19 protein-coding genes are annotated in these 21,536 nt (G+C 64.8%); 14 read left to right on the top strand and 5 right to left on the bottom strand.

All coding sequences use genetic code 11. The features are described from left to right. Nucleotides 1-324: 324 nt before the first annotated feature. A complete protein-coding gene (locus D7S86_RS29550) occupies nucleotides 325-1,572 on the bottom strand; it encodes a hypothetical protein (protein WP_158601966.1) in 1,248 nt (415 codons plus the stop codon). 297 nt (nucleotides 1,573-1,869) lie between these two features. Here D7S86_RS29550 and D7S86_RS29545 point away from each other — a divergent pair, with 297 nt between their 5' ends. Both D7S86_RS29545 and D7S86_RS15060 read left to right on the top strand, forming a co-directional pair. Next, nucleotides 1,870-2,745: a polysaccharide biosynthesis/export family protein gene (locus D7S86_RS29545; protein ID WP_158601965.1), complete on the top strand. Its 876-nt coding sequence runs from the start codon at nucleotides 1,870-1,872 to the stop codon at nucleotides 2,743-2,745. Nucleotides 2,746-2,789: 44 nt separating this feature from the next. Next, nucleotides 2,790-3,884: a glycosyltransferase family A protein gene (locus D7S86_RS15060; RefSeq protein WP_240648184.1), complete on the top strand. Its 1,095-nt coding sequence runs from the start codon at nucleotides 2,790-2,792 to the stop codon at nucleotides 3,882-3,884. A gap of 143 nt (nucleotides 3,885-4,027) precedes the next feature. On the opposite strand, the gene D7S86_RS15055 is transcribed toward D7S86_RS15060, so the two are convergent. The 4 genes from D7S86_RS15055 to D7S86_RS15040 all read right to left on the bottom strand — a co-directional run bounded on the left by D7S86_RS15055 (nucleotide 4,028) and on the right by D7S86_RS15040 (nucleotide 8,753). Next, a complete protein-coding gene (locus tag D7S86_RS15055) occupies nucleotides 4,028-5,176 on the bottom strand; it encodes an acyltransferase family protein (RefSeq protein ID WP_158601964.1) in 1,149 nt (382 codons plus the stop codon). Nucleotides 5,177-5,238: 62 nt separating this feature from the next. Beyond that, nucleotides 5,239-6,594 carry a lipopolysaccharide biosynthesis protein gene (locus D7S86_RS15050; protein WP_205962820.1) on the bottom strand — a complete coding sequence of 452 codons (1,356 nt, stop codon included), beginning with the start codon at nucleotides 6,592-6,594 and terminating at the stop codon, nucleotides 5,239-5,241. Then, nucleotides 6,591-7,787: a glycosyltransferase family 2 protein gene (locus tag D7S86_RS15045; protein WP_240648182.1), complete on the bottom strand. Its 1,197-nt coding sequence runs from the start codon at nucleotides 7,785-7,787 to the stop codon at nucleotides 6,591-6,593. Before D7S86_RS15045 ends, D7S86_RS15050 begins: the two co-directional genes overlap by 4 nt. Before the next feature lie 27 nt (nucleotides 7,788-7,814). Beyond that, on the bottom strand, nucleotides 7,815-8,753 hold the full coding sequence (locus D7S86_RS15040; protein WP_240648180.1) for a glycosyltransferase family 2 protein: 939 nt from the start codon (nucleotides 8,751-8,753) through the stop codon (nucleotides 7,815-7,817). Between the two features lie 835 nt (nucleotides 8,754-9,588). On the opposite strand from D7S86_RS15040, the gene D7S86_RS15035 reads away from it, so the two are divergent. From D7S86_RS15035 to D7S86_RS14980, 12 genes are all read left to right on the top strand, one after another. Continuing rightward, nucleotides 9,589-10,332, top strand: a complete 744-nt coding sequence (locus D7S86_RS15035) for a sulfite exporter TauE/SafE family protein (protein WP_121087666.1) — start codon at nucleotides 9,589-9,591, stop codon at nucleotides 10,330-10,332. 174 nt (nucleotides 10,333-10,506) lie between these two features. Continuing rightward, entirely contained in the window at nucleotides 10,507-11,415 is a 909-nt protein-coding gene (locus D7S86_RS15030; protein WP_121087665.1) for a LysR family transcriptional regulator, read from the top strand. Between the two features lie 138 nt (nucleotides 11,416-11,553). Further along, complete coding sequence (locus D7S86_RS15025; protein WP_121087664.1) at nucleotides 11,554-12,567, top strand: aldo/keto reductase; 1,014 nt, start codon at nucleotides 11,554-11,556, stop codon at nucleotides 12,565-12,567. A gap of 35 nt (nucleotides 12,568-12,602) precedes the next feature. Beyond that, nucleotides 12,603-13,031, top strand: coding sequence for an arsenate reductase (glutaredoxin) (gene arsC / locus D7S86_RS15020; protein WP_121087663.1), 429 nt, complete (start codon nucleotides 12,603-12,605; stop codon nucleotides 13,029-13,031). A gap of 356 nt (nucleotides 13,032-13,387) precedes the next feature. Continuing rightward, the gene (locus tag D7S86_RS15015) at nucleotides 13,388-14,107 is read left to right on the top strand and encodes a hypothetical protein (RefSeq protein WP_121087662.1); all 720 of its coding nucleotides are present in this window, start codon (nucleotides 13,388-13,390) and stop codon (nucleotides 14,105-14,107) included. Between the two features lie 43 nt (nucleotides 14,108-14,150). After that, nucleotides 14,151-15,587, top strand: a complete 1,437-nt coding sequence (locus D7S86_RS15010) for an MFS transporter (RefSeq protein ID WP_121087661.1) — start codon at nucleotides 14,151-14,153, stop codon at nucleotides 15,585-15,587. Nucleotides 15,588-15,729: 142 nt separating this feature from the next. Further along, nucleotides 15,730-16,359: a TetR/AcrR family transcriptional regulator gene (locus D7S86_RS15005; RefSeq protein ID WP_121087660.1), complete on the top strand. Its 630-nt coding sequence runs from the start codon at nucleotides 15,730-15,732 to the stop codon at nucleotides 16,357-16,359. Nucleotides 16,360-16,737: 378 nt separating this feature from the next. Next, nucleotides 16,738-17,685: a DMT family transporter gene (locus D7S86_RS15000; protein ID WP_276313428.1), complete on the top strand. Its 948-nt coding sequence runs from the start codon at nucleotides 16,738-16,740 to the stop codon at nucleotides 17,683-17,685. A 176-nt stretch (nucleotides 17,686-17,861) separates the two neighbouring features. Beyond that, on the top strand, nucleotides 17,862-18,791 hold the full coding sequence (locus D7S86_RS14995) for an AraC family transcriptional regulator (protein WP_121087659.1): 930 nt from the start codon (nucleotides 17,862-17,864) through the stop codon (nucleotides 18,789-18,791). Nucleotides 18,792-18,903: 112 nt separating this feature from the next. Next, a complete protein-coding gene (locus D7S86_RS14990; RefSeq protein WP_121087658.1) occupies nucleotides 18,904-19,470 on the top strand; it encodes a carboxymuconolactone decarboxylase family protein in 567 nt (188 codons plus the stop codon). Beyond that, nucleotides 19,443-20,654: an acyl-CoA dehydrogenase family protein gene (locus tag D7S86_RS14985; protein WP_121087657.1), complete on the top strand. Its 1,212-nt coding sequence runs from the start codon at nucleotides 19,443-19,445 to the stop codon at nucleotides 20,652-20,654. Before D7S86_RS14990 ends, D7S86_RS14985 begins: the two co-directional genes overlap by 28 nt. Beyond that, on the top strand, nucleotides 20,651-21,517 hold the full coding sequence (locus D7S86_RS14980) for an ABC transporter ATP-binding protein (RefSeq protein ID WP_121087656.1): 867 nt from the start codon (nucleotides 20,651-20,653) through the stop codon (nucleotides 21,515-21,517). The genes D7S86_RS14985 and D7S86_RS14980 overlap by 4 nt, the downstream gene beginning before the upstream one ends. The last annotated feature ends 19 nt before the right edge of the window (nucleotides 21,518-21,536 follow it).

Raw genomic sequence — 21,536 nt, 5'->3', positions numbered from 1 at the left:
CAACACTCGATCCGCGCGGTCTGACGTCGGATCTCGCCGTGGAATGAACCGCCGGTCTAATTTTTTTGATGCGCGATCATAGCACCCGATGGCCCCCATCGAACCCCGCGTCGAAATTCAGCCGTCCGGGCGCCGGATCGATCGATTTCGGGTCTCGCAATCATGCACCGGAGCGCGCCGCGCGGGTTCGCTGCATCGACACGCACCGCAAACACGCGAGCCGATGTGGTCCGCGCACAACGGACGGCGCGTCCGGCTCGTGCCCGCCCGCCGGTCCCTTGGCGTGGGTGGCCCGACAAATCAACGCGTCAACACATCGATACATCAGCAGATCAACAACGCCGGGTGCTGCTCGTCGCAGACGTTCGGCTTCATCATCTCGCGCACGCCTTGCTGGTCGTGGCTGCCGAACGCGTACTCGAAACCGAGCCGCACATAGCGCTGGTAATAGTTGTCGAACGCGTAGAGCCCTTGCTGGCGCGAACTGACGAAATCGAGCACCCAGCGCTGGTTGTCGCTCGGCTGCCATTGGAAGCGCACGCCATAGCCGGGCAGCGTCAAATCGTCGTTCGAAACGCCGGCCGCGCTCGTGTTTTTCTGCAGCGTGTTCGTATAGAACACCGCAAGCGAGGTCTTCGGCGTGGCCTGCCAGGCGACCGTCACAAGACCGCCTGTCTGCACCGAATAGATGATCGTCGGATCGGTCGCATCGGCGTACGGCCGGCGCCAGGCATCCAGATCGACGAGCACCTTCGGTGAAAAGTGATAGATCGTGTGCAGATCGACCGTGAAGAGATTGATGTCGCGCCCGGTCAGGTTCGCGTAGTCGCGCCGCAGAAAACCGGTCCGTAGCTCAACCCACGTCTTCGAGCTGATATCCCACTGGACCCGCGAAAACACCTCGCTATCCGCATACGCGTTGTCGAGGATCGAGACCTGATCGGGCAGCCGCCACGGATAGTCGACGGCCGTATGCCGCACGCCGAATTCGAGCGCCGAGTTGTCGATGCCGCTCGGGTCGGGCGCGTAGCGCGCGGAAATCTGCCAGCCGTTCTGGTCGTAGGCGTAAAGCTCGTGGTTCGCGAACGCGTCGTAGTTGACCGTGCCATGGAACACTTGAACGATCGGCAGTTCCCAGGCGTCGGTCACGCGCAGCCCGAACTGGGCGCTCGCGTTCTGGGTACGCTGGATATCGCTCTCGGGCCAGACCTGGTTGATATAAGGACTCAGCTCGTCCGTACGGTCGTAATGCAGATTGCCGACGAACAGCGGCGTCGCGCGCCAGTAGAACGTCGCATTGACGCTGTCGGGGTTGTGGTCGAGCTGCGTGTTGTTGCTATAACGCACGTTCGATGCGCTGCCCGACAGATCGAGGCGCGTCGCGTCCGAGGCAAACGGCCAGCGCAGACCGACGCCCAGCGTGTTGACGATCGCCGTGGCCCCTTCGATCTGGTTCGCGAGCGACTCGGGCAAGCCGGCCGGGTTGTTCGCGTACTGCACCGAGCCGTCGTACTGAATCGCGTATTCGGGCGGTTCGCTCCAGCCCGCCGCGGGCGCGACCAGCAAACCCACGAGTGCGGCGTGCGCGCAACACATAGGTATCCGGCGCGGTCGCATTCGCGATGTCTTCGACGACGATGGGAAGAAATTCAGAGAGGCCAGTGCCCCGATCCATCTACCGCCCCACAGGCACAGCGGATCGGCCGACAACGCGAGACGGCGTGCAAACGACTCGAAACGCATGGCTTCCAGGGTCTAGGAGCGGCAATAAGAAGGAATGTATTTTGCCGATACGGGCCGCGGAACAAGCCCGTTCGCCTGATAAGATTACGTTTCGCAACCGGCAACCCACGAGGGCTGAAACCTAACATGTTGGCATTTGGATGGCAACTCAAGCGGCGTCTCTTCCTGCTCAGCGCGCTGCTCGTCGTCGGCACGGCTCACGCACAGGCGCAGGGACTTCCGACCGACATCGGCCAGTTCGTTCTGACGCCGGGTGCGCAGGCTGACTCGACCGGCAGCATCGCCAACGTCGGCCCCGGCGATACGCTCGCGATCGCGATCATGGGCCCGGGCGGCACCAATGCGAACGTGACGGTCGATGCGGACGGCAAGATCGTCGTGCCGTTCATCGGATCGATACAAGCCGCGGGCAAGACGCCGGCCGCGATCGGCGAGGACATCGCCGCGTCGCTGCGCGCCAAGGACTACCTCGCGAACGCCCAGGTCGGCGTCGAAGTGCTGGCCGTGCGCAGCCGCGTCGTCTCGATCCTCGGTCAGGTTGCGCGGCCCGGCCGCTATGCGCTCGTCAGCCATCTGAGCCTGCTCGAACTGCTCGCCCTCGCGGGCGGCGCGACGGGCGGCGCCGGCGACACGGCCGTGCTGATCCGCCACGGCGACGACCAGCAGCAACGCATCGCGCTCTATCTAGACAACAGCCAGAGCCCGAGCCGCGCAATCCAGGACACCGAACTGCAGGCCAACGACATCGTCTTCGTGCCTGAAGTCCAGAAGTTCTATGTCTACGGCGAAGTCAACAAGCCGGGCGCCTATCCGATCGAGGACCGGCTCAACGTCATGCGCGCGATCGCCGTCGCGGGCGGCCTCACGTCGCGCGGGTCGGATTCGCGCATCGGACTCGAACGCATGGACAAGACGACCGACAAGGTCGAGAGCGGGCACGTCCATCTCGAAGACCCCGTTCAGCCGGGCGACGTCGTGCGCGTCGGCGAGCGGATTTTCTGAATGGCCGCGGCCGACAAACCGCGTCACGCGACGCAGCCCGCGACATGATCGACGACACCCCTCAGGCGGCGGCGCCCTCGATGTCCGCGGCGCCCGCTGCGTCCGTTGAGTCAACGGGTACGCCATACCGCTATCGGACGGCGGCGCAGATCAGCACCTACCCGCTCGACTTTCCGCATATGGCCCATCTGCTCGCGCACCAGATTCGCGTCTGGTCGCCGATGGTCGAGCGAATTGTCGTCACGATCGATACGTTTCGGAGCCGCTCGGGCCGGTATCGCGGCGAAGACTACGACAAGAACCTGCATGCGCTGCGCGAGCTCGCGCTGGGTCTGGCCAAGGTCCATCCCGAAGTCGAGGTCGTCGAGGTCGACTACAGCCCGCAAGCGCGCCGTGAAGTCGCGCGCGCGCTGTTCGGCAGCGACGACATGCCCGTCAAGGCCTGGGACGGCGGACCGTTCTATGCCTATTTTTACGGGCTTCATCACGCGCAAGCGCGTTACATCGCGCATTTCGACGGCGACATGCTGTTCGGCGGCGCGAGCCCGACCTGGATGAACGAGGCGATCGCCTGTATGGAGGCGGATCCCGACGTGCTGATGACGAGTCCGTTTCCGGGCCCGCCGCGCGCCGACCATGCGATCCTCGGCCACGACGATCCGCTGCTGCGTCGCGTGCCCGACCTCGCGTATCCGGCCTATCGTTTCGAAAGCGCGAGCACGCGCATATTCATGATCGACATGGCGCGCCTGCGCGACCGCGTCGGTCCGCTGCCGCTCGAACGGCCCAAGGCGTCGAGCCGGATCAAGGCCAAGCTCCTCGGCAACCCGCCCGACGTCATCGAAGCCGAACAACTGCTCGGCATCGTGTTGCGGCGGCATGGACTCCATCGGATCGACATGCTGGGCACGGGGAACGGACTGTGGTCGCTGCATCCGCCGTATCGCGGCCCGCGTTTCTACGCGCAACTGGCGCAGCTTGTCGAGGCGGTCGAATCGAACCGCATCCCCGACGCGCAGCGCGGCCACTACGACGTTCACGACAGCCTCATCGACTGGTCGTCCGAACGTCTGCGCACGCGGCGGCACAAACGCCTGTTGCGTCTGCTCAAGGACCGGTTGCTCGTCGGGGCGCGTTAGGCGCGCTCTTCGGCCGCGTGCGTACGCGGTCCGCGTACGCGACGTCATCGGCGCGTGCCGCGTTGGCTCGCTATGCGTTTGTCGATCGAAGACGAATCCCGGCGGCCCACGCACGCCGGGTCATCTGTATCCGAGGTTCGTACTCAGGAACTTGCTACGGAACGCGACACGATCAGCGGCCGAAGGCGCCGATTCAGAAAACGCGTCAGCGGTTGTTCGAGTCCGCGATAGCAGATCCACGCGGCCGCGATCGTCAACGTCAGCGCGAAAACCGAGAACGCCAGACGCGCGAGCGTGCCGTTCTGCACGACGCCATGTCGCCAGAGCTGTTCCGATGCAGACAGCACGATCGGATGCGACAGGTAGAGCGAATACGACGCGTCGCCGAGCGCATGCAACGCGCGCCAACGCGGCACGGCACGCGCGCGTTCGAGCGTGAGCGCGCCTGCCACGATCGCGAACGCGGGCACGCCCATCGACGGCAAACGTGCATAGCCCAGGCCGCCGAAATACGCGAGCGCGATCACCCCGCAGACGATCAAGCCCCAGCCCGCGAGCCTTCCCCACCGCAAACCGCCGCGCAGATACATCCAGCCAAGCATCATCCCGAGCACGAACTCGAGCATCGCGTCGGACGTATAGAACAACCAGACGCCGTGTCCCTGTCCCGTCCATGCATGCCAGACGATCGGCGCGCCGAGCAGCAGCGCGCAACTCGCGAGACGCCACGGCGCGCGCCAACGCAGGCTCAGACCGAACACGACGTAGAACAGCATCTCGTAGTTGAGCGTCCAGCCCGGGATCAGCACGGGCTCGATTTGTCCCGTCACCGTATTGATCGACGGTAGAAACAGGAACGACGCGACCACATGCCAAACATCGAAATGCGAGCTCTGGATCGCATGCGGCGCGACGAGCATGATCGCGACGGTTGCGGCGGTCAGCAGCCAATAGAGCGGAGCAATCCGGATCAGGCGGCGCGCGTAGAAATCGGTCGCGGTCATGGGCCGATCGGCCGTCGTGATCCACATGATCAGGCCGCTGATGACGAAGAAAATATCGACGCCGCCCGCGAGCCAGCCGGGCCAAGGTCCCGCATAGCCGAGACGCTGCCATTGCAGGCCCAGGTGCAGCATGACGACCATCAGCGCGGCGACGGCACGCAGATATTGGATCGAATGCAGCGAGAGCGCGGCATGGGCGTCCTGCCGCTCGCGGGCGCGATGCGCACCCATCGCTTCACCTTGCACGCGATGACCGTTTCGATCCGCCCCGACTTGTGATGCGTCCATGCTCTTTCGATTCCCCGTTCGCTCGCCTGGTCGGCCCGCTCCGCTGCGTGCCGCGCTCGCGCTTATGGATGGTCTTCGAGGGCTTCGGCGTTCGCGTGCGCCGAATGCCCCGCATGCCGGACCGCTGCCCCGTCGACGCCCGCGTGCGCAGGCTGCGCCGCCTCGCGCTCGCTGACGCGCACCTCGATCCACGCGAGGATCACGATCTGGAGACAGCATCCGATTTCGCCGACGATGATGCCGATGATGGCCCCCATCGCGCCCAGGTGCCGCATGCCGATGAAGCTACAGACCAGCGACAGGACCGCGCAGATCAGCGTCGTCGACGTCAGCATCCGGAAGCGCTGACGCAGCATGATCAGCAACATCGGCGGCTCGCGCATGACCATGAGCACGAACAGCAGGCACCAGAGCAGCAGCAACATGTCGCGCTGAGGGAAATTCTTGTGCATGAGGCGCAGGAAGATCCAGTCGCGCAGCATCCAGACGACGCCCGCGTAGATCAACGTCAGACACGCCATCCCCGCCGAAAACCCCACCAGCCGATACAACGCGCGGCGTGCACCGAGCGTATGGACCCAAGTCGAGGCCAGCGGCGTCAATTGTTTCTGCACGCCGGCCGACAGCAGATTGACCGGCATCAAGATCAGCCGCGACGCCGCGAGCGATGCGACCGCCGCGAGATTCAACGTGGCCGCCGCGACCATGTTGTAGCCCTGATTGAAGCACCAGTAAATAATGCCGCCCGACGCCGCCCAGAAACCCACACGCGCAATCTGCCGCATATGGCCGCCCGCGCTGCGCCAATCGATCTCGTCGCCGAGATGCCGGCCCATCGCACGACCGCTGAGCACGGAACCGATCGACGAGGCGACCAGCACGATCGCGGCCGCGATCGGCGAATGCAGCGCGAGCCCGCAGCCCGACAACAGCACGAGCACATAGAACGCATCGGCCAGCAACACGGCCTGAGGCCGATGCAGCATGAGCAGCACACCACGGAAGTACTCGCGATAGAGCGCGGCGAGCACGAACGGAATCGCCGCGAACATCACGACCGCATGCGTGCGGCAGTTGAAGATGGACAGCCCGCCGACCACGACGAGCGCCAGCAGGCCGGCACCGATACCGATGCGGCGCTGATCGCGCCACAGGCTGCCGATCCATTCGCGGCGTTCGAGCGCGCTCAACAACGGCAGACGAATCACGAGCGGTGTGCCGATGAACGTGCCCTGTAACGTCGTCAACAGCATCATCGTGTTGAACGCGAGGATGTAGTAGCCGTACTGCGTCTCGGACGAGTACCGGATCAGCGTCAGGCCCGCGGCGAAATTCGCGGCGGAAAGCAGCGCCTGGTCGACGACCGAGCTGCCGAAGAGTTTGGCGAAGGGCAGCATCGCTGCGCGCGCAGATTTCACCGGGACTCCCGATCGGTCTTCGTCCAGTGCGCATTCGCACGATGCCTGAGCAGCGCAACCAGCTTCCAGACGATGAACGCCGGTGCGCGCAGCAGATCGAGTAAAGCCCGCGCGCTCAGCCCCGACAATTGCCAGCCGCGCAGCACGTGCAACGTAAGCGCCGCGAGCAACGCCAGCGCAAGCACGCTCCAACCATAGAAACCGGCGCCCGGCAGCAGCAGCTGCAGCACGACGCTCGCGAACAGCAGCACGACGATCTGCAGACCCACATAGCCGAGCGGCAACGTCAGCAAATCGAGCGCGAGTTCGAAGCTGATCCAACTGCGCCGCCGCAACGCGTGCGCAAGCAGACGACCCGTGTACGCGCGCACGATCGCCATGCGCCCGCCTTCCCAGCGCTGGCGCTGCGTCGTCGCGCTGCGCCCGCCGCTGACGAGCTCGGCATCCGCGCTCGCTTCGTCGACGTAATGGACCGGCACGCCGGCGATGCCGAGCCGAATCCCGTATTCGAGATCTTCCGTCAACGAGTACACATTGAACGGATGCGCGCGCAACAGCGCATGCGTGAAGCACATGCCGTTGCCGCGCAAGCCGCACGATGCGCGCAACCGTTCGCGCGCGCGCGAACGGACGTCGTGAAACGCTGCGTAGCCGATCGTGATGAGCCGCGTGCGCACCGAATCGTTCGGATTGAGCACGCCGTAGCGTGCCTGCAGCGCTTGCGCGCCGCGCTCGATGCGTGCCGCATAACCCGACAGCAAATTAGGCGTCACGATGGTGTCCGCATCGACGACGGCGACGGCATCCGCCGCGCCCTGGTTCGCGCTATAGGCAATGCCGAATTCAAGGGCGTAGCCTTTGCCGCGTCGCGTGGCGTCGGTGCGTTCGATGACGGTCGCCCCCGCGTCGCGCGCGATCTGCGCGGTGCGATCGGTGCAGTTGTCCGCGATCACGACGACGCGCATGCGATCGCTCGGCCAATCGATCGCGCGCAGACTGCGCACCGTGCGCTCGATGACGGCGGCTTCGTCATGCGCGGGCACGAGCACGTCGAAACGCAGCGTGCGCTGCCGCGGCGACGGACGCTCGAGCCGCGCCGACAACAGCGTCAGCACGCTCAGATAGAGCGTCGCGAGCGTCACCGGCAAGGCCACGCATGCGAGCACGCCATGAAGAAGGAGCGTCAAGGTCATGATGGACGACGAAAAACACGGGCCATGCTAGGCATACTCGCGATAGTGGAGGCCGCCGAGCACGGACAGCTTGCCGAGATTGGCGCTGCAGCGCGCGGCCCAATAGACCGCGTGATGCCGGCCGCGCACCAGCATGAGCACGGCGAGGATTCCCGCGATCGCGGCCTGCGCGGCGGCGCGCGCAAAGAACAGCAGGCTGCGCGCGAAACCGGGCCGCCCGCCGAGCTTGCCGCCGCGGAAATGCCAGCCGAAATCCTGTCCGCCGCGCAACGCGCGCTTGAGTATCCAATCGAGCCGCATGCGCGCCGCGACGACGGGTTCGGTCACGCCCGCTTCTTCCGACCAGACGAGACGCGCGCCGAGGTTCGCGAGGCGCATCAACATATCGCCGTCCTCACCGCCGGTCAAACCGAATGCCGGGTCAAACACCGGATCGATACGCTTGAGCCAGGCGGCCGACAGCAGCGCATTGCCGATACGCATGACGTTGTGCGGCACGATCGTGCCGCTCGGCATGTGCGGATCGTCATAGAAACGGCCGCGCCGGACCCAGTCAGGCGCATCGGGCGGCACGACAGGTACGATGGGCGCGAGCACGCCGTCGGCTTCATGACGCACGCGCGCCGTTTCGAGTGCTTCGAGCCATTGCGGATGCGCGCGCTCATCGTCATCGATAAACGCGAGCCACGCGCCGTCGGCGAGCGCGATGGTCCGATTGCGCGTCAGCGAGATGTTTTTCTCGGGCTGAACGTCATAGACCCAATCGATCTCCGCATACCGTTGCCGCCAGGCTGTCACGACATCGCGCGCGCTGCCGAGCGGATCGTTGTCGACGACGACGACCTGCTGCGGCCGACGCGTCTGAGCGACGAGTTCGCCGAGCAGCGTGTCGAGCAATGCGACCCGATGGTAGGTGGAGATACAGACACTGAGCCGCGGCGCATCCATGATCGAGTCCCCGTTCACGCGCCTCGCCGGTTTGCGGCGGGCATCGTGTGCGAAATGTCGCGATCGGGATCAGACATGAAAAGGGCTCACGGAAGAGTAGTAATCGGCTTAACGGCAGCCGCGCACGCATTCTTGAACGTGAGAGGTCCCGCGGCACGGCTGGCCCATTCACGGCCAGCGCGCATTCTAGTACAAGAGTATTGGAACGCCGCGGATTTTCAGGCGACTAGACGCATCAATCGACGGCCGTTAATCGCGCAATTATTTCCTGCGTAACAAAACGGGGCCTGCGCGATCGATTCGAAACACGGCCGCGCCGCGCCTTGGCCCGCTGTGCTAACAACTGCGCCTTCGAGCGTATGTGCGCCTTCGCACACTGTGGGATGGTAAAGCGCGATTCACCTATAAACAAAACGAAACGCGCGCAATGCCCTGCTAAACAGTTATTTTTAAAAGGCCCGGCTTGTCGATAGAAAGTGATACCACTTTTATCGCCGTCTAAATGATTGAGCGTGCGATTCCGCAAAAACCGACACGCCAAAATAGCCGCAGACGAAAATTAATTCTTTCTTCATGTTTGAGCGTGACGTTTCGTCCCCCCGCGCGCGTCACGCGTTCGTCGACGCCCGTTATCGTCGCTGCTCGCTGCCGCGCGTCGCCATGGGCGCCCCCATGGATCGCGGTAAATCGATCTGGATACCGTCCGAAGCCAAGCGGCGCTCGCTTGCCGGCGCGCCGGCGCGCTCGCCTCGTCACGAACAGTCATATCGCCGCCCACGTATCGGACGCATGTGTATTGACCAAACAGAGGCGAACATCGACCATTCCGCAGTTCTTGCGCAGACGCTATTTAATGACCTCTTACCTGCTTCTTATCGCGGCCGGCCTTTGGGCGGGCACGCAAAACGCGCTCGCCGGCGGCGGCTCGTTCGTCACGCTGCCTGCGTTGATCGTGTCCGGCATGTCGCCGTTGGCGGCGAATATCACGTCGACCGTCGCACTGTTCCCGGGTCAATTGACCACGGGCTACGCATCGCGAAAGTTCGTGACGGGCGCGGGGAAGCTGCCGTTCTGGGCATTGCTGGTCCTCAGTCTGATCGGCGGAGCCGTCGGCGGTCTTTTGCTGCTGAACACCCCTTCGAATTTCTTTGCGCGTCTCGTGCCGTGGCTCGTGCTGTTTGCGACGGTCGTGTTCGCGTGGGGCAGCTTCTTTAGAAAATCCGAAGGCGCGACCGTGCATCTCGGTCCGCTGCGTACCGCGATCGCCCAGTTCGCGATCGCGATCTACGGCGGCTATTTCGGCGGCGGCATCGGCTTCCTGATGATGGCCGCGCTGTCGATGGCGGGCGTGCCGACGCGCAATGCCGCGGCGTCGAAGAACGTGCTGGCCGGCATCATGAACGCGGCGGCGGTCGCGCTGTTCGTGATGTCGCCGGACCTGCATTGGCGGTCCGCCGTCGCGCTGGGCTGCGGCGCGATCGTCGGCGGCCTCGTGGGCGCCTGGGCCATCAAGCGGATCAACGAACGCGTCTTGCGCATGATCGTGGTCTGCATCGGTGTCGCGCTGACGATCGGGCTGTTCGTCAGGCCGGTTTGATCGCGCGCGGCGCGACGACGGTGCGCGATACGCGCGGCCGCCGGTCATCCGCACATCCGCTTGGACGATCGATGCATAAGGCCTCGCAATAACGGAGCATGGCGTATCTCACCGCCTGCGCGCTCATGCGAACGGACGCTAGAATCCGCCATCAGCGATGAAGCGAGTTCATGAATGCGCCGCGAAAACTACACCGACCTGCTGGCCCTGATCGCCGTTGCGCGCGAGCGCAGTTTCACGCGTGCCGCCGCGCAGCTCGGCGTATCGCAGTCCGCGCTGAGCCATACGATCCGCTCACTCGAAACGCGACTCGGCGTGCGGCTGCTGACACGCACGACGCGCAGCGTCGCGCCCACCGAGGCCGGCGAGCGCCTCATTCGCACGATCGCGCCGCGCTTCGAAGAAATCGATACCGAGCTGACCGCCATCGCGGAGTTCCGCGACAAACCCGCGGGCACGATCCGCATCACGGCCACGGACTATGCGACCGAGACCGTCCTGTGGCCCCGACTCTCGCCCATCCTGCACGACTACCCGGATCTCAAGGTCGAAATCATCACGGACTACGGTCTTTCGGATCTCGTGGCCGATCGCTATGACATCGGCATCCGTCAAGGCGATCAGGTCGCGAAGGACATGATCGCCGTGCGGCTCGCGCCCCCGATGCGCATGGCCATCGTCGGCGCGCCGAAGTATCTGAAGCGGCATACGCCGCCGAAGATCCCGCGCGATCTGACCGAACACGCGTGCATCAACCTCCGCTTGCCGACGTTGGGCGGCTTCTATCCGTGGGAGCTCAAGAAAGGCAAACGCGAGGTGCAGGTCCGCGTCGACGGGCAACTCGCGTTCAACGGCACCTATCCGATGCTTGCGGCCGCGCTGTCGGGATACGGGCTGGCCTACGTGCCGGCGGATCTTGCACAGCCGCATGTCGCGGCAGGACGTCTCGTCGAACTCCTCGACGACTGGTGCCCGACCTTCCCGGGCTGGCACGCGTGTTACGCGCATCGTCGCGCATCCTCGCGCGCCATGAGCGTCGTGATCGACGCAATCCGCTATCGAAAGCCGGCCGCGAAATTGTGAGCCGCGATTGATGAACACGGCTCATGATCGCTTGCGGCACCCGGAACTTTATCGCTCGCGCCGATCTCCCTATCATTTGCCGTTCGGCGCGCATGCCGCGCGTATGCCACCGCGGGCGCGGCCCGCACGGAGATCATGATGGACTATCGCTATCTGGGACGCAGCGCCCTCAAGGTTTCGCCCCTGTGTCTGGGTACGATGATGTTCGGCGGCGAAACCGACGAGGCCACGTCGTGCCGGATCATCGACAAAGCCTACGACCAGGGCGTGAATTTCCTCGATGTCGCCGATGTCTATCAAGGCGGCCGATCCGAAGAGATCGTGGGCCGCGCGATCGCGGCACGACGCGACGACTGGATCGTCGCGACGAAGTTCGGCTTCCCCGCGTCGGCCGCCGCCCGCCCCAACGAACAGGGACAGTCGCGCAAGTGGATTTATCAAACGGTCGAGGCCAGCCTGCGGCGTCTCGGCACCGATTACATCGACGTGCTCTATTTCCACCGGTCGCTGAACGACGCGCCGCTCGAGGAAGGCGTGCGTGCAGTCGGCGACCTGATTCGCCAGGGCAAAGTCCGGTACTTCGGTCTGTCGAACTTCCGCGCGTGGCGCGTCGCGGAAGTCGTTCGCCTCGCCGATCAGCTCGGCATCGATCGCCCGGTCGCGATCGAGCCGGTCTATAGCATGGTGGACCGCACGGCCGAGGTCGAACTCATGCCCGCCGCCGGGCACTATGGCATCGGCGTCGTGCCTTATAGCCCGCTCGCACGTGGCGTATTGACAGGCAAATATGCGCTCGACGGCGCACCGCCCGCGGATTCGCGCGCGGGTCGCGGCGACAGGCGCATCCAGCAGACCGAATGGCGGCCCGAATCGCTCGCGATCGCGCAAAAGCTCGCGGCGCATGCCGCCGAACGCGGCACGACCTCGGTCGCGTTCGCGATCGCATGGGTCCTCAGGAATACGCTCGTCAGCGCCGCGATCGCGGGCCCGCGCACCGAAGCGCATTGGGACAGTTACGTCGATGCGTTGACGCTGCAGCTCGGCGCCGACGACGAGGCATTCGTCGACGGCCTGGTTCCGCCCGGCCACGCGTCGACACCCGGATACACGGATCCGAACTATCCGGTCGAGGGTCGTCGCATGCGCGTTTGAGACGACGCGCGACTTTTCAATCAGGCTCACACATCATGACAGTCACGATCTATCACAACCCGAAATGCGGCACGTCGCGCAATACGCTCGCGCTGATTCGCAACGCAGGCATCGAACCGACGATCGTCGAGTATCTGAAATCGCCCCCGGATCGCGCCACGCTCAAGGCGCTGTTGAGCCGTGCCGGGCTCAGCGTGCGCGACATCCTCCGCGAAAAGGGCACGCCCTACGACGAACTCGGCCTGTCGGATCCCACGCTATCGGACGCGCAACTGCTCGACGCCATCGAAGCGCATCCGATCCTCCTGAATCGGCCGATTGTCGCGACCGATCGCGGCGTGCGGCTGTGCCGGCCGTCCGAGGTCGTCCTCGAGATTCTCGACGCCCCGCAACAGGGCGCGTTCTCCAAAGAGGACGGTGAAGTCGTCATCGACAAAGCGGGGCAGCGCGTGCGCAAGCCATGACGCACGCGTCCGCCGTCCGCGTCGCTTATTGCGCCTTTGAACCCCGCCCCCCTTTGAGAGATTGCCCCTTCGCGCATCAGGGCGAGTCCGGTTCGGCGCCGAAAGACGTGGCACCCTGACCGCCGTCTCCACGCATCGGATCGGCGCGCCACGGCTCGAACACAGGGTCTCCGGCCCGCTCAAGGCCGACCGAGCTTGACTCGGCGCCTTCTCAGATATATCTTTCGATATATCTTATTGCCGAGTCAATCGATTCATCCCACCCGAGCACGCACGACGCACACGCGCGTTCGTCGTGCGCATCGCGCGCGGGGATGAAGCGATCGGCATCCGCATGCCTGTCGCTGGAGGCTCCCATGAATCTGCATGCCGAGGTGGTTCTTCCGATGCGGCCGTCTGAATCGTCCGATGCGCACGATTCGCTCGATGGCGGCGTATCGACGCCACCCATGCGTTCCGATCCCGTGTTCCGCGGCATCGAATGCGACGACGCGCTCTCGCAAGCGGTCTTGCCCGGTCCGGGCGAATTGTTACTGTGGCGCTTTCATACAGGTTCGAAGCCGCTGATGGAAATGGCCGTGTCCGCAGGGATCGGCACGAAAGCCAAGGGCCTGACGCATCGATACGGCACCTCGTCGCATCGGCAGTATGTGCTCACGCGCGCCTGCGTGGCCGCCTTGTTCGGACACGCATTCGCCTGCGCGCCGGATGCGTTGCGGATCGACCTCGATCCGGCAGGCCGGATGTACGCGTTCGGCGATCGTGCCGCGCCCATGTTGATCGATTCGGCGATGGTCGGCATGTGGCTCGTGATCGCGGCCAGTCTCGCGCCGTTCGGCCTCGGCGCGGCGCTCGATGCTTCGCCGCACGCGCATGCACCGGTCGCGACGCCGCCACAGAATCGCTGCCGCGACACGGCACAGACCCGCGCGATCGAACAACAGCGGTATCTGCAGCACGCAGTGTCGGCGCTGCACGTCATGGACATCCCGATGTGGGGTGCCGTCACGGCGTCGATCGCGAGCACGCAGCCCGTTTCGAGCGTGTATGCGTTCGGATGGACGAGCGCGCGTTAGACGTGAAATACCGCATGAAACAAGACATGGAACAAGGAATCGGATGAAACCTGTTGATCACGGAAGCGCGCAGCACAGCGCTCCGGCCGCACCGCCCGTCCACTTGAATCTCGTGATGATTCTCGTGACGGGCGCGCTTTTCATGGAGATTCTCGACGGCACCATCATCGCGACGGCCTTGCCCGCGATGGCGCGCTCGTTCGGGGTCTCGGCCGTCGCGCTGAACGTCGGCGTCAGCGCTTATCTGCTTGCGCTCGGCGTGTTCATTCCGGCGAGCGGCTGGGTCGCGGACCGTTACGGCGCGCGCCGCGTATTCGGCATCGCGATCGCGCTGTTCACGCTGACGAGCGCACTGTGCGGGGCATCGACCGGCATGGGCACGTTCGTCGCGTTGCGGATCCTGCAAGGGATCGCGGGCGCGATGATGGTCCCGGTCGGACGGCTCGTCGTCATGCGATACACGCCCAAGGATCAATTGATGTCGGCGATGGCGACGCTGATCTGGCCCGCGCTCGTGGCGCCCGTGCTCGGGCCGCCGATCGGCGGTTTCATCACGACGCATTTCGGCTGGCGATGGATTTTCTATCTGAACGTGCCGCTCGGCATCGCCGCCTTGATCGCCGCGTGGTTCGTGATTCCCGATGCGCGCGGCGAGGCCGATCGCCGCTTCGATCTGCTGGGTTTCGTGCTGTGCGGCGCGGGGACCTTCGCGTCGCTGTCGGGTCTTGAACGCATCGACGCGCATATCGACGCGTGGAGCATCGGCTTGCTCGTCGGCGGTATCGCGATCGTGATGGCCGCGATCGCGCATCTGCGCCGAAGCGATGCCCCGCTCGTGGATCTCAAGCCCTATTCGATTCCGACGTTTCGCGCGTCGCTGCGCGGTGGGTCGCTGTCGCGCATGGCCATCGGCAGCGCGCCGTTTTTGTTGCCGCTGATGTTCCAGGTCGGTTTCGGCTACGACGCCTTCCATTCGGGCTTGCTTGTACTCGCCGTGTTCGCGGGCAACCTCGGCATGAAATCGATCACGACGCCGATGCTGCGACGCTTCGGCTTCCGTCCGATCATGATCTGGAACGGTGTGCTTTGCGCGTTCATGCTGGCGGCATGCGCATGGCTCGAACCGACCACGCCGACGCTTGCGACCGTCATCATCCTGATCATCGGCGGCATGACGCGCTCGATGCAATTCACGGTGCTGGGCTCGCTTGCGTTCGCCGACGTGCCCAAGCCGCAGATGTCGCATGCGAATGGATTGTTCAATACCGTGTCGCAACTGGCGATGGCCGCGGGCATCACAATGGGCGCGCTGGCGGTCCGTGTCGGGCACTACGCGGTCACGCATCTGGGCTTCACGAGCGTGGGCAGCGAGTACCGGTTCGCCTTCGTGCTGGTCGCCCTCTTCTCGTTGATCGGGCTCATCGACGCGGTCAAGCTGCCGCGCGGAGCGGCCGATCATTTCGTCTCGCGGTCGACATAAGGCGGACCCGCGACGCGTCGGCTATGCGAAGCGGTTCATATCGGGCAGCGCACGAACGCGCGCCGCGGGGAAGACGCGTGCCGACGTTCCGATGGCGATCGAGGGTTGATTTAAAGAACGTTCAGTCTTAATATCTGCCGTCATGAAACGACCATCCAACACCGACGCCTCCTCCTCGCCCGCATCCGAACGCGGGCGACCGCGCGGATTCGATATCGACGAAGTCACGCAGGCCGCGGGCCGCATCTTCTGGGAACAGGGCTATCACGCGACATCGATCGAGACGCTTTGCCAATCGACGGGGCTGTTTCGCGGCAGCCTCTATAGCGCGTTCGGCGACAAGCATGGCCTGCTCGTCGCGGCCTTTAGTCAATATGCAGAGGGTGCCGTCGCGCGTCTGAAAGAACGGCTGAGCGCGGAAGGGTCGCCTCAAGAAACGTTGCGCGAAGCGCTGCTTCACTACACACGCGTCGCCGCAAAACTATCGGAACGGCACGGATGCTTCATCACGAATGCCGCGATCGAGATGCTGCCGGCCGACGAAACCGTGCGCTCGCATGTTGAAGCGACGCTGCATCGGATCGCAACGCAACTGGCCGCGGCGGTCGTTCGAGGTCAGCAAGCCGGCGAATTCAATCCCTCGCTCGACGAACAGGCCGTGAGCACGTATCTGCTGTGCATGATCCAGGGCTTACGCGTGCTCGGCAAAGTCAATACGCGTGAGCAAGACCTCGTCGCGGTCGTCGATTTGACCTTGCGCGCGCTGGTCTAAAATTTTTTCACAATTTATTGAACGATCATTCATGAAAAAGACGATCGAATCGACCCGTGCGGCAATCGGACGTGGCGTCGGGTGCTTCACCGGCGAGTTCGTAGCCGCCCAATGCGGCGACCGCAAGGATCCGTCATGAACACGCCGATCAAAATGGAGACACCCGCCATGACTGGCGTCCCGGCAACCTCACCTGGACTTGGACCCGCAACGGGACCGGGATCCGAATCCGGACCTGGGCCTACACCAGGAGCCCGAGCGGCAACGGCGACTGCAACGGCGACAGCGACAGCGACCGCAACCGCAACCTCGACCTCGACCTCGACCTCGACCTCGACCTCGACCGCCACATCAAACCACGGCGCATACGGCAAAGGCGTGCTTTTCTGCGTGGTGGCAACGGTCCTGATGGGCATCATGTTTCCCGTGATGACGGATGCGCTCACGCATATCGATCCCTTCACCTTTACTTCGCTGCGCTACCTCGTCGCGGGCACGGCATTTCTCGCGCTGCTCCGGATCAAGGAGGGACCTCGCGCGTTTCGGCCGAACAAGGAACCGATCGCGCTGGCGTGGCTACTGGGCTCGATCGGCTTCTGCGGATTCGGCTCATTTGTGTTTCTCGGGCAGCAACTCGCGGGTCCGGACGGCGCGCTCACCGCATCGATCATGATGGCGACCCAGCCGATGATGGGGCTACTCGTCAACGCACTGGTCCGCAGAAGCAAGCCGCCCGTCATTTCCCTGCTGTTCATCGTGATGTCGTTCGCGGGCGTGGCGCTCGTCGTCACTAAAGGGGACATCGCAGCGGCACTGCGCGAGCCGCAGCACTATTCGGCGAACGCGCTTATCGTCGTCGGCGCGTTGTGCTGGGTCATCTACACATTCGGCGCCTTGCGTTTCAAGACCTGGTCCGCGCTCAAATACACGACGCTGACGACGTGGCTGGGACTGACCACGATTCTCGGACTCAATGCGCTGCTGTGCGCATGGCGCGTCGTTCCCGTTCCGAACATGGCGGAATTGCGTGCGGTCGCGCCGCATCTGCTCTATATGGGACCCGTCGCGGGGTTTGTCGCGATCCTGTTCTGGAACGTCGGCAACCGGATTCTGACGCCGCTCAACGGCGTGCTGTTCATGGATGTCCTGCCCGTGACGACATTCATCGTATCGTCGCTGACGGGCACCGTGCCCGCGCGCGCGCAGATCGTCGGGGCCTGCATGACGGGCGCGGCGCTGATTTTCAACAATCTCTACTTACGCCGGCGGAATCGGCGACCGCCAACGAACCGGACTGCTCACGCCCCATCCAGTGGCCGTCCTTGAGAAAACACCGCGTCGAGCCAAACGCATCGAAACCCTCCCGGTCAAGGCCGACGAAGCATTTGACGCATTGAAATCCGCCCTGCTGCATAAGCAAATGAATTTCTAATCGTTCAAATCGACGCCCGGACACGCGACACTCGCGCGTCAAATAGGTTTTCGGATAGGCAATTCGCGCGATGAAGCCGCAGATCGAACGGATCGTGCATTGGCTGCTCTCGGGACTCGAACTCCAGAGCACGGTGTTCCATGTCGGCCAATATTGCGGCCGCTGGCAGGCATCGACATCGGACAAGGGTCTCGCGAGCTTTCACGTGGTGCTGCACGGACACTGCTGGTTCAAGCGCCCTGACACGGGCGAATGCACGCGGCTCGAAGCGGGCGATACGGTATTTCTGCTGCGCGACGTGCCGCACGTGCTGTCGCCCGATGCCGAGATGCCGGCCGCCGACGCGCCGATCCAGCGCATCGGCACGATGACGCCGCTGACCGCATCGACGGTCGTGGGCACCGGGCTCGCGTGCGGCTTCTTCGCGTTTGACGCGATGCCGGGCGAACTGCTGCTGTCGATGCTGCCCGATACGCTGATCGTGCGTTCAAGCTCACCGTCGTCCGAAAGCGCGCGCGCCGTCTTCGATTTGATCCGCGCCGAAGCGCTTCGCGATTCGGAAACGCCGTCGGCGCTGATCGCCCGTTTGACCGAACTGCTGTTCTTCTATGCCTTGCGCGAAATCGCCGAACGCGACGATACGGCCGCCGGATTATGGTCGCTGCTCAAGGGCAGCGAATTTTCGAGCCTCGTCGAAGCGATCATCGCGGAGCCCGGTCATGCGTGGTCGACCGATGCGATGGCCGCGCACGCGCATATGTCGCGCGCGCGATTCTTCAAGCGCTTCGTCGAAGCGTGCGGCCAGCCGCCCGCGCAGTTTCTGACGCTGATCCGCATGAAAATGGCGGCCGGCATGCTGCGCGAAGGCGTCAGCATTTCACGTGCGGCCGAACGCGTCGGATACCAATCCGAGTCCGCGTTCGCCCAGGCCTTCAAGCGCGTGACGGGTGCGCAGCCGGGCGCCTTGCGGCGCATGCCTTCGTCGTCCCTCGTGCACTGAGCGCGCGACGGCGCCGAGACGAATTCGCAGCAAACGAAGACGGCCGCGCATTGTCCGTCGCGCGGGCCTCGACAAGAATGTGGCCTGATCCACTTGCCCTTCCGAGCCGCCCATGAGCCGCCTTCCGCTGCAAACCGTCGAATCCGCCCCCGAAGCGAGCCGCCCCTTTCTCGAACGCTCGCTCGCGAACAACGGCTTCCTGCCGAATCTCGTCGCCGCCCTCGCGAACGCGCCGACCGCGCTCGAAACGTATCTGACGGTCGGCGAAATCAACGCGCGCAGCAGCCTCACGCTCGCGGAGCGCGAAGTCGTCCAGATCACGGCCGCGGCCATTCATGGATGCGGGTTTTGCGTCGCCGGCCATACGGCGGTGGCCCTCAAGAAAGCCAAGCTCCCGCCCGAACTCGTCGAAGGCATCCGCGCACGCGGCACGCTCGACGATGCGCGTCTTGACGCGATCGCTCGCTTCACGGAGGCCGTCATCGCATCGCGCGGCGCCGTCAGCGACAGCGAATTCGCACGCTTCCGGAGCGCCGGCTTCACCGAAGCCGCCGCGCTCGAAGTCGTGCTCGGCGTGAGCCTCGCGACACTCTGCAACTTCGCCAATAACCTTTCGAAGCATCCGCTGAATCCCGAACTCAAGGCTTTCGAATGGACGCCGGCGGCGCAAGCGGCATGACGACGCGCTCGTTGCCGCCGCTCGACGCGCGTCTGCGTGACTGGCTCGACGCATACGCGGACGCGCTCGACGACGGCAGCGCCGCGCCTGAATCCGTGATGCCGGCGCTCGCGCAAGCGGGGCAGTTCTCGATCGGCGTGCCCGATTCGCTCGGCGGCACGGGCGGCGCGATCACGGATGCGATCCTCGCGGTCGCGAGCGTCGCCGCGCGATCGTTGACGGCGGCGTTCGTCTTCTGGGGGCAGCGCACGTTTATCGAATATCTGCTGCAGAGCCCGAATACGGGCTTGCGCGACCGCTTGCTGCCGGCCTTGCTCGACGGTCGCCACGCGGGCGCGACCGGGCTCTCGAACGCGATGAAATACCTCGGCGGCATCGAGTCGTTGCAGATACGCGCGGTCGAGACAGGCCACGCGCTCGATATCGAGGGCACCTTGCCGTGGGTCACGAATCTGCGCAAGGAAGGGTTCGTCGTCGCCGCGGTCGCCGGTCGCGCGAACGGTCAGACGCCCGTGATCGTCGCCATTCCGCACGACGCGCCCGGCGTATCGCGCAGCGACGATCTCGATCTCGTCGCGATGCGATCCAGCAACACCGCCGCGATCGATCTCGCGCGCGTGGCGCTCGACGATTCATGGATCATCGCCGTCGAGGCGATGCCGTTCCTCGCTCGCGTGCGACCCGCGTTTCTCGGTCTCCAATGCGGCTTGTCGATCGGGCTCGCCCAGCGTTGCCTCGACGAGGCACGCCGCGCCGCCGACGCATTGTCCGCCGAAATCGACACGCTCGACCATCGTCTCGCGACGGTCACGCAGCGCTTGCTCGATGGCGTCGCATCAGGCGTCTTTCGCGCCCACGCCGCGCCCTTGTTTGAAATCCGCATCGAACTCGCGGCGATCGCCTCGGCCGCCGCCGCGCTCGAAATCCAGAGCGCGGGCGGTCGCGGCTACCTTCGTCCCAAACGTGAGGATCGCGAGGATCTCGGCAATGCCGCCCCCCTCCGTGCGTCCACGCATGCCGTTGCCCAAGTTGCCGCGCCTGCGCCGATGTCCGCGCCCCCGGCGACGCGTGACGGCGGCGTCGCACGCCGCTGGCGCGAAGCCGCGTTCATTCCGGTCGTCACGCCGAGCCTCACGCAACTCAAGCTCGAACTCGCACGCCGCGCGACGAGTACCGCCGCATGAGCGCGCATCGGCTCGAAGCCCGCGACATCCACGTGCGGTATCGGCGCGACGATCGGCATCGAGCCGAGCGCGAAGCGCTCGCGTCCCCCGCGCATACCGTGTTATCCGGCGTCGATCTGCGCGTCGCCGATGCGCAGATCGTGTCGTTGATCGGTCCAAGCGGCTGCGGCAAATCGACGTTGCTGCGTGTGCTCGCGGGCCTGCAGCGCCCGGACTCGGGCACGGTCTCGCTCGCGGGCCGGCCGTTCGACACGCCGCAGGCGGACATCGCGGTCGCGTTCCAGGATCCGTGTCTGCTGCCCTGGCTCGATGTCGCGCGCAATGTCGGTTTCGGGCTCGATTTCGGGAACCGGACGCGCCTGTCGCGCGCGCAAAAACGTGCGCGCGTCGAAGCCGTGCTCGAACACGTCGGTCTGCCGCATGCGAAACAGGCGTCGCCGTCGCAACTGTCGGGCGGGATGGCGCAACGCGTGGCGCTCGCACGATGTCTCGCGCGCGAGCCTCGCGTGCTGTTGCTCGACGAACCGTTCGGCGCGCTCGACGAATCGACGCGCGACGATATGCAACAGTTACTGATGCAGATCGTCCGACGCGCGCGAACGGCCACCGTGCTCGTCACGCACGATCTCGACGAAGCGCTTCGCGTCTCGGATCAGATCGTGCTGCTCGGCATGCACGGACGCGAGGCCGGACGCTGGACGCTCGACGCATCGACGCCGCGCGATCCCGCCGACCCCGGCTATACGGTGCTGCACGACACGATCCGTCGCGCCCTGCACGGCGCGCGGCATGCGCCGGCACGCGCGGTCGATCATGCGCCGCCTCGACCGATCCTGGCGACGGAGGACCGCATCGGGATCTGACTCGCATCGCGAGGCGTGA

It is taken from the genome of Pararobbsia silviterrae, assembly GCF_003628125.1.
Lineage (GTDB): Bacteria > Pseudomonadota > Gammaproteobacteria > Burkholderiales > Burkholderiaceae > Pararobbsia > Pararobbsia silviterrae.
This window is presented reverse-complemented; position numbering and strand designations above follow the sequence as displayed.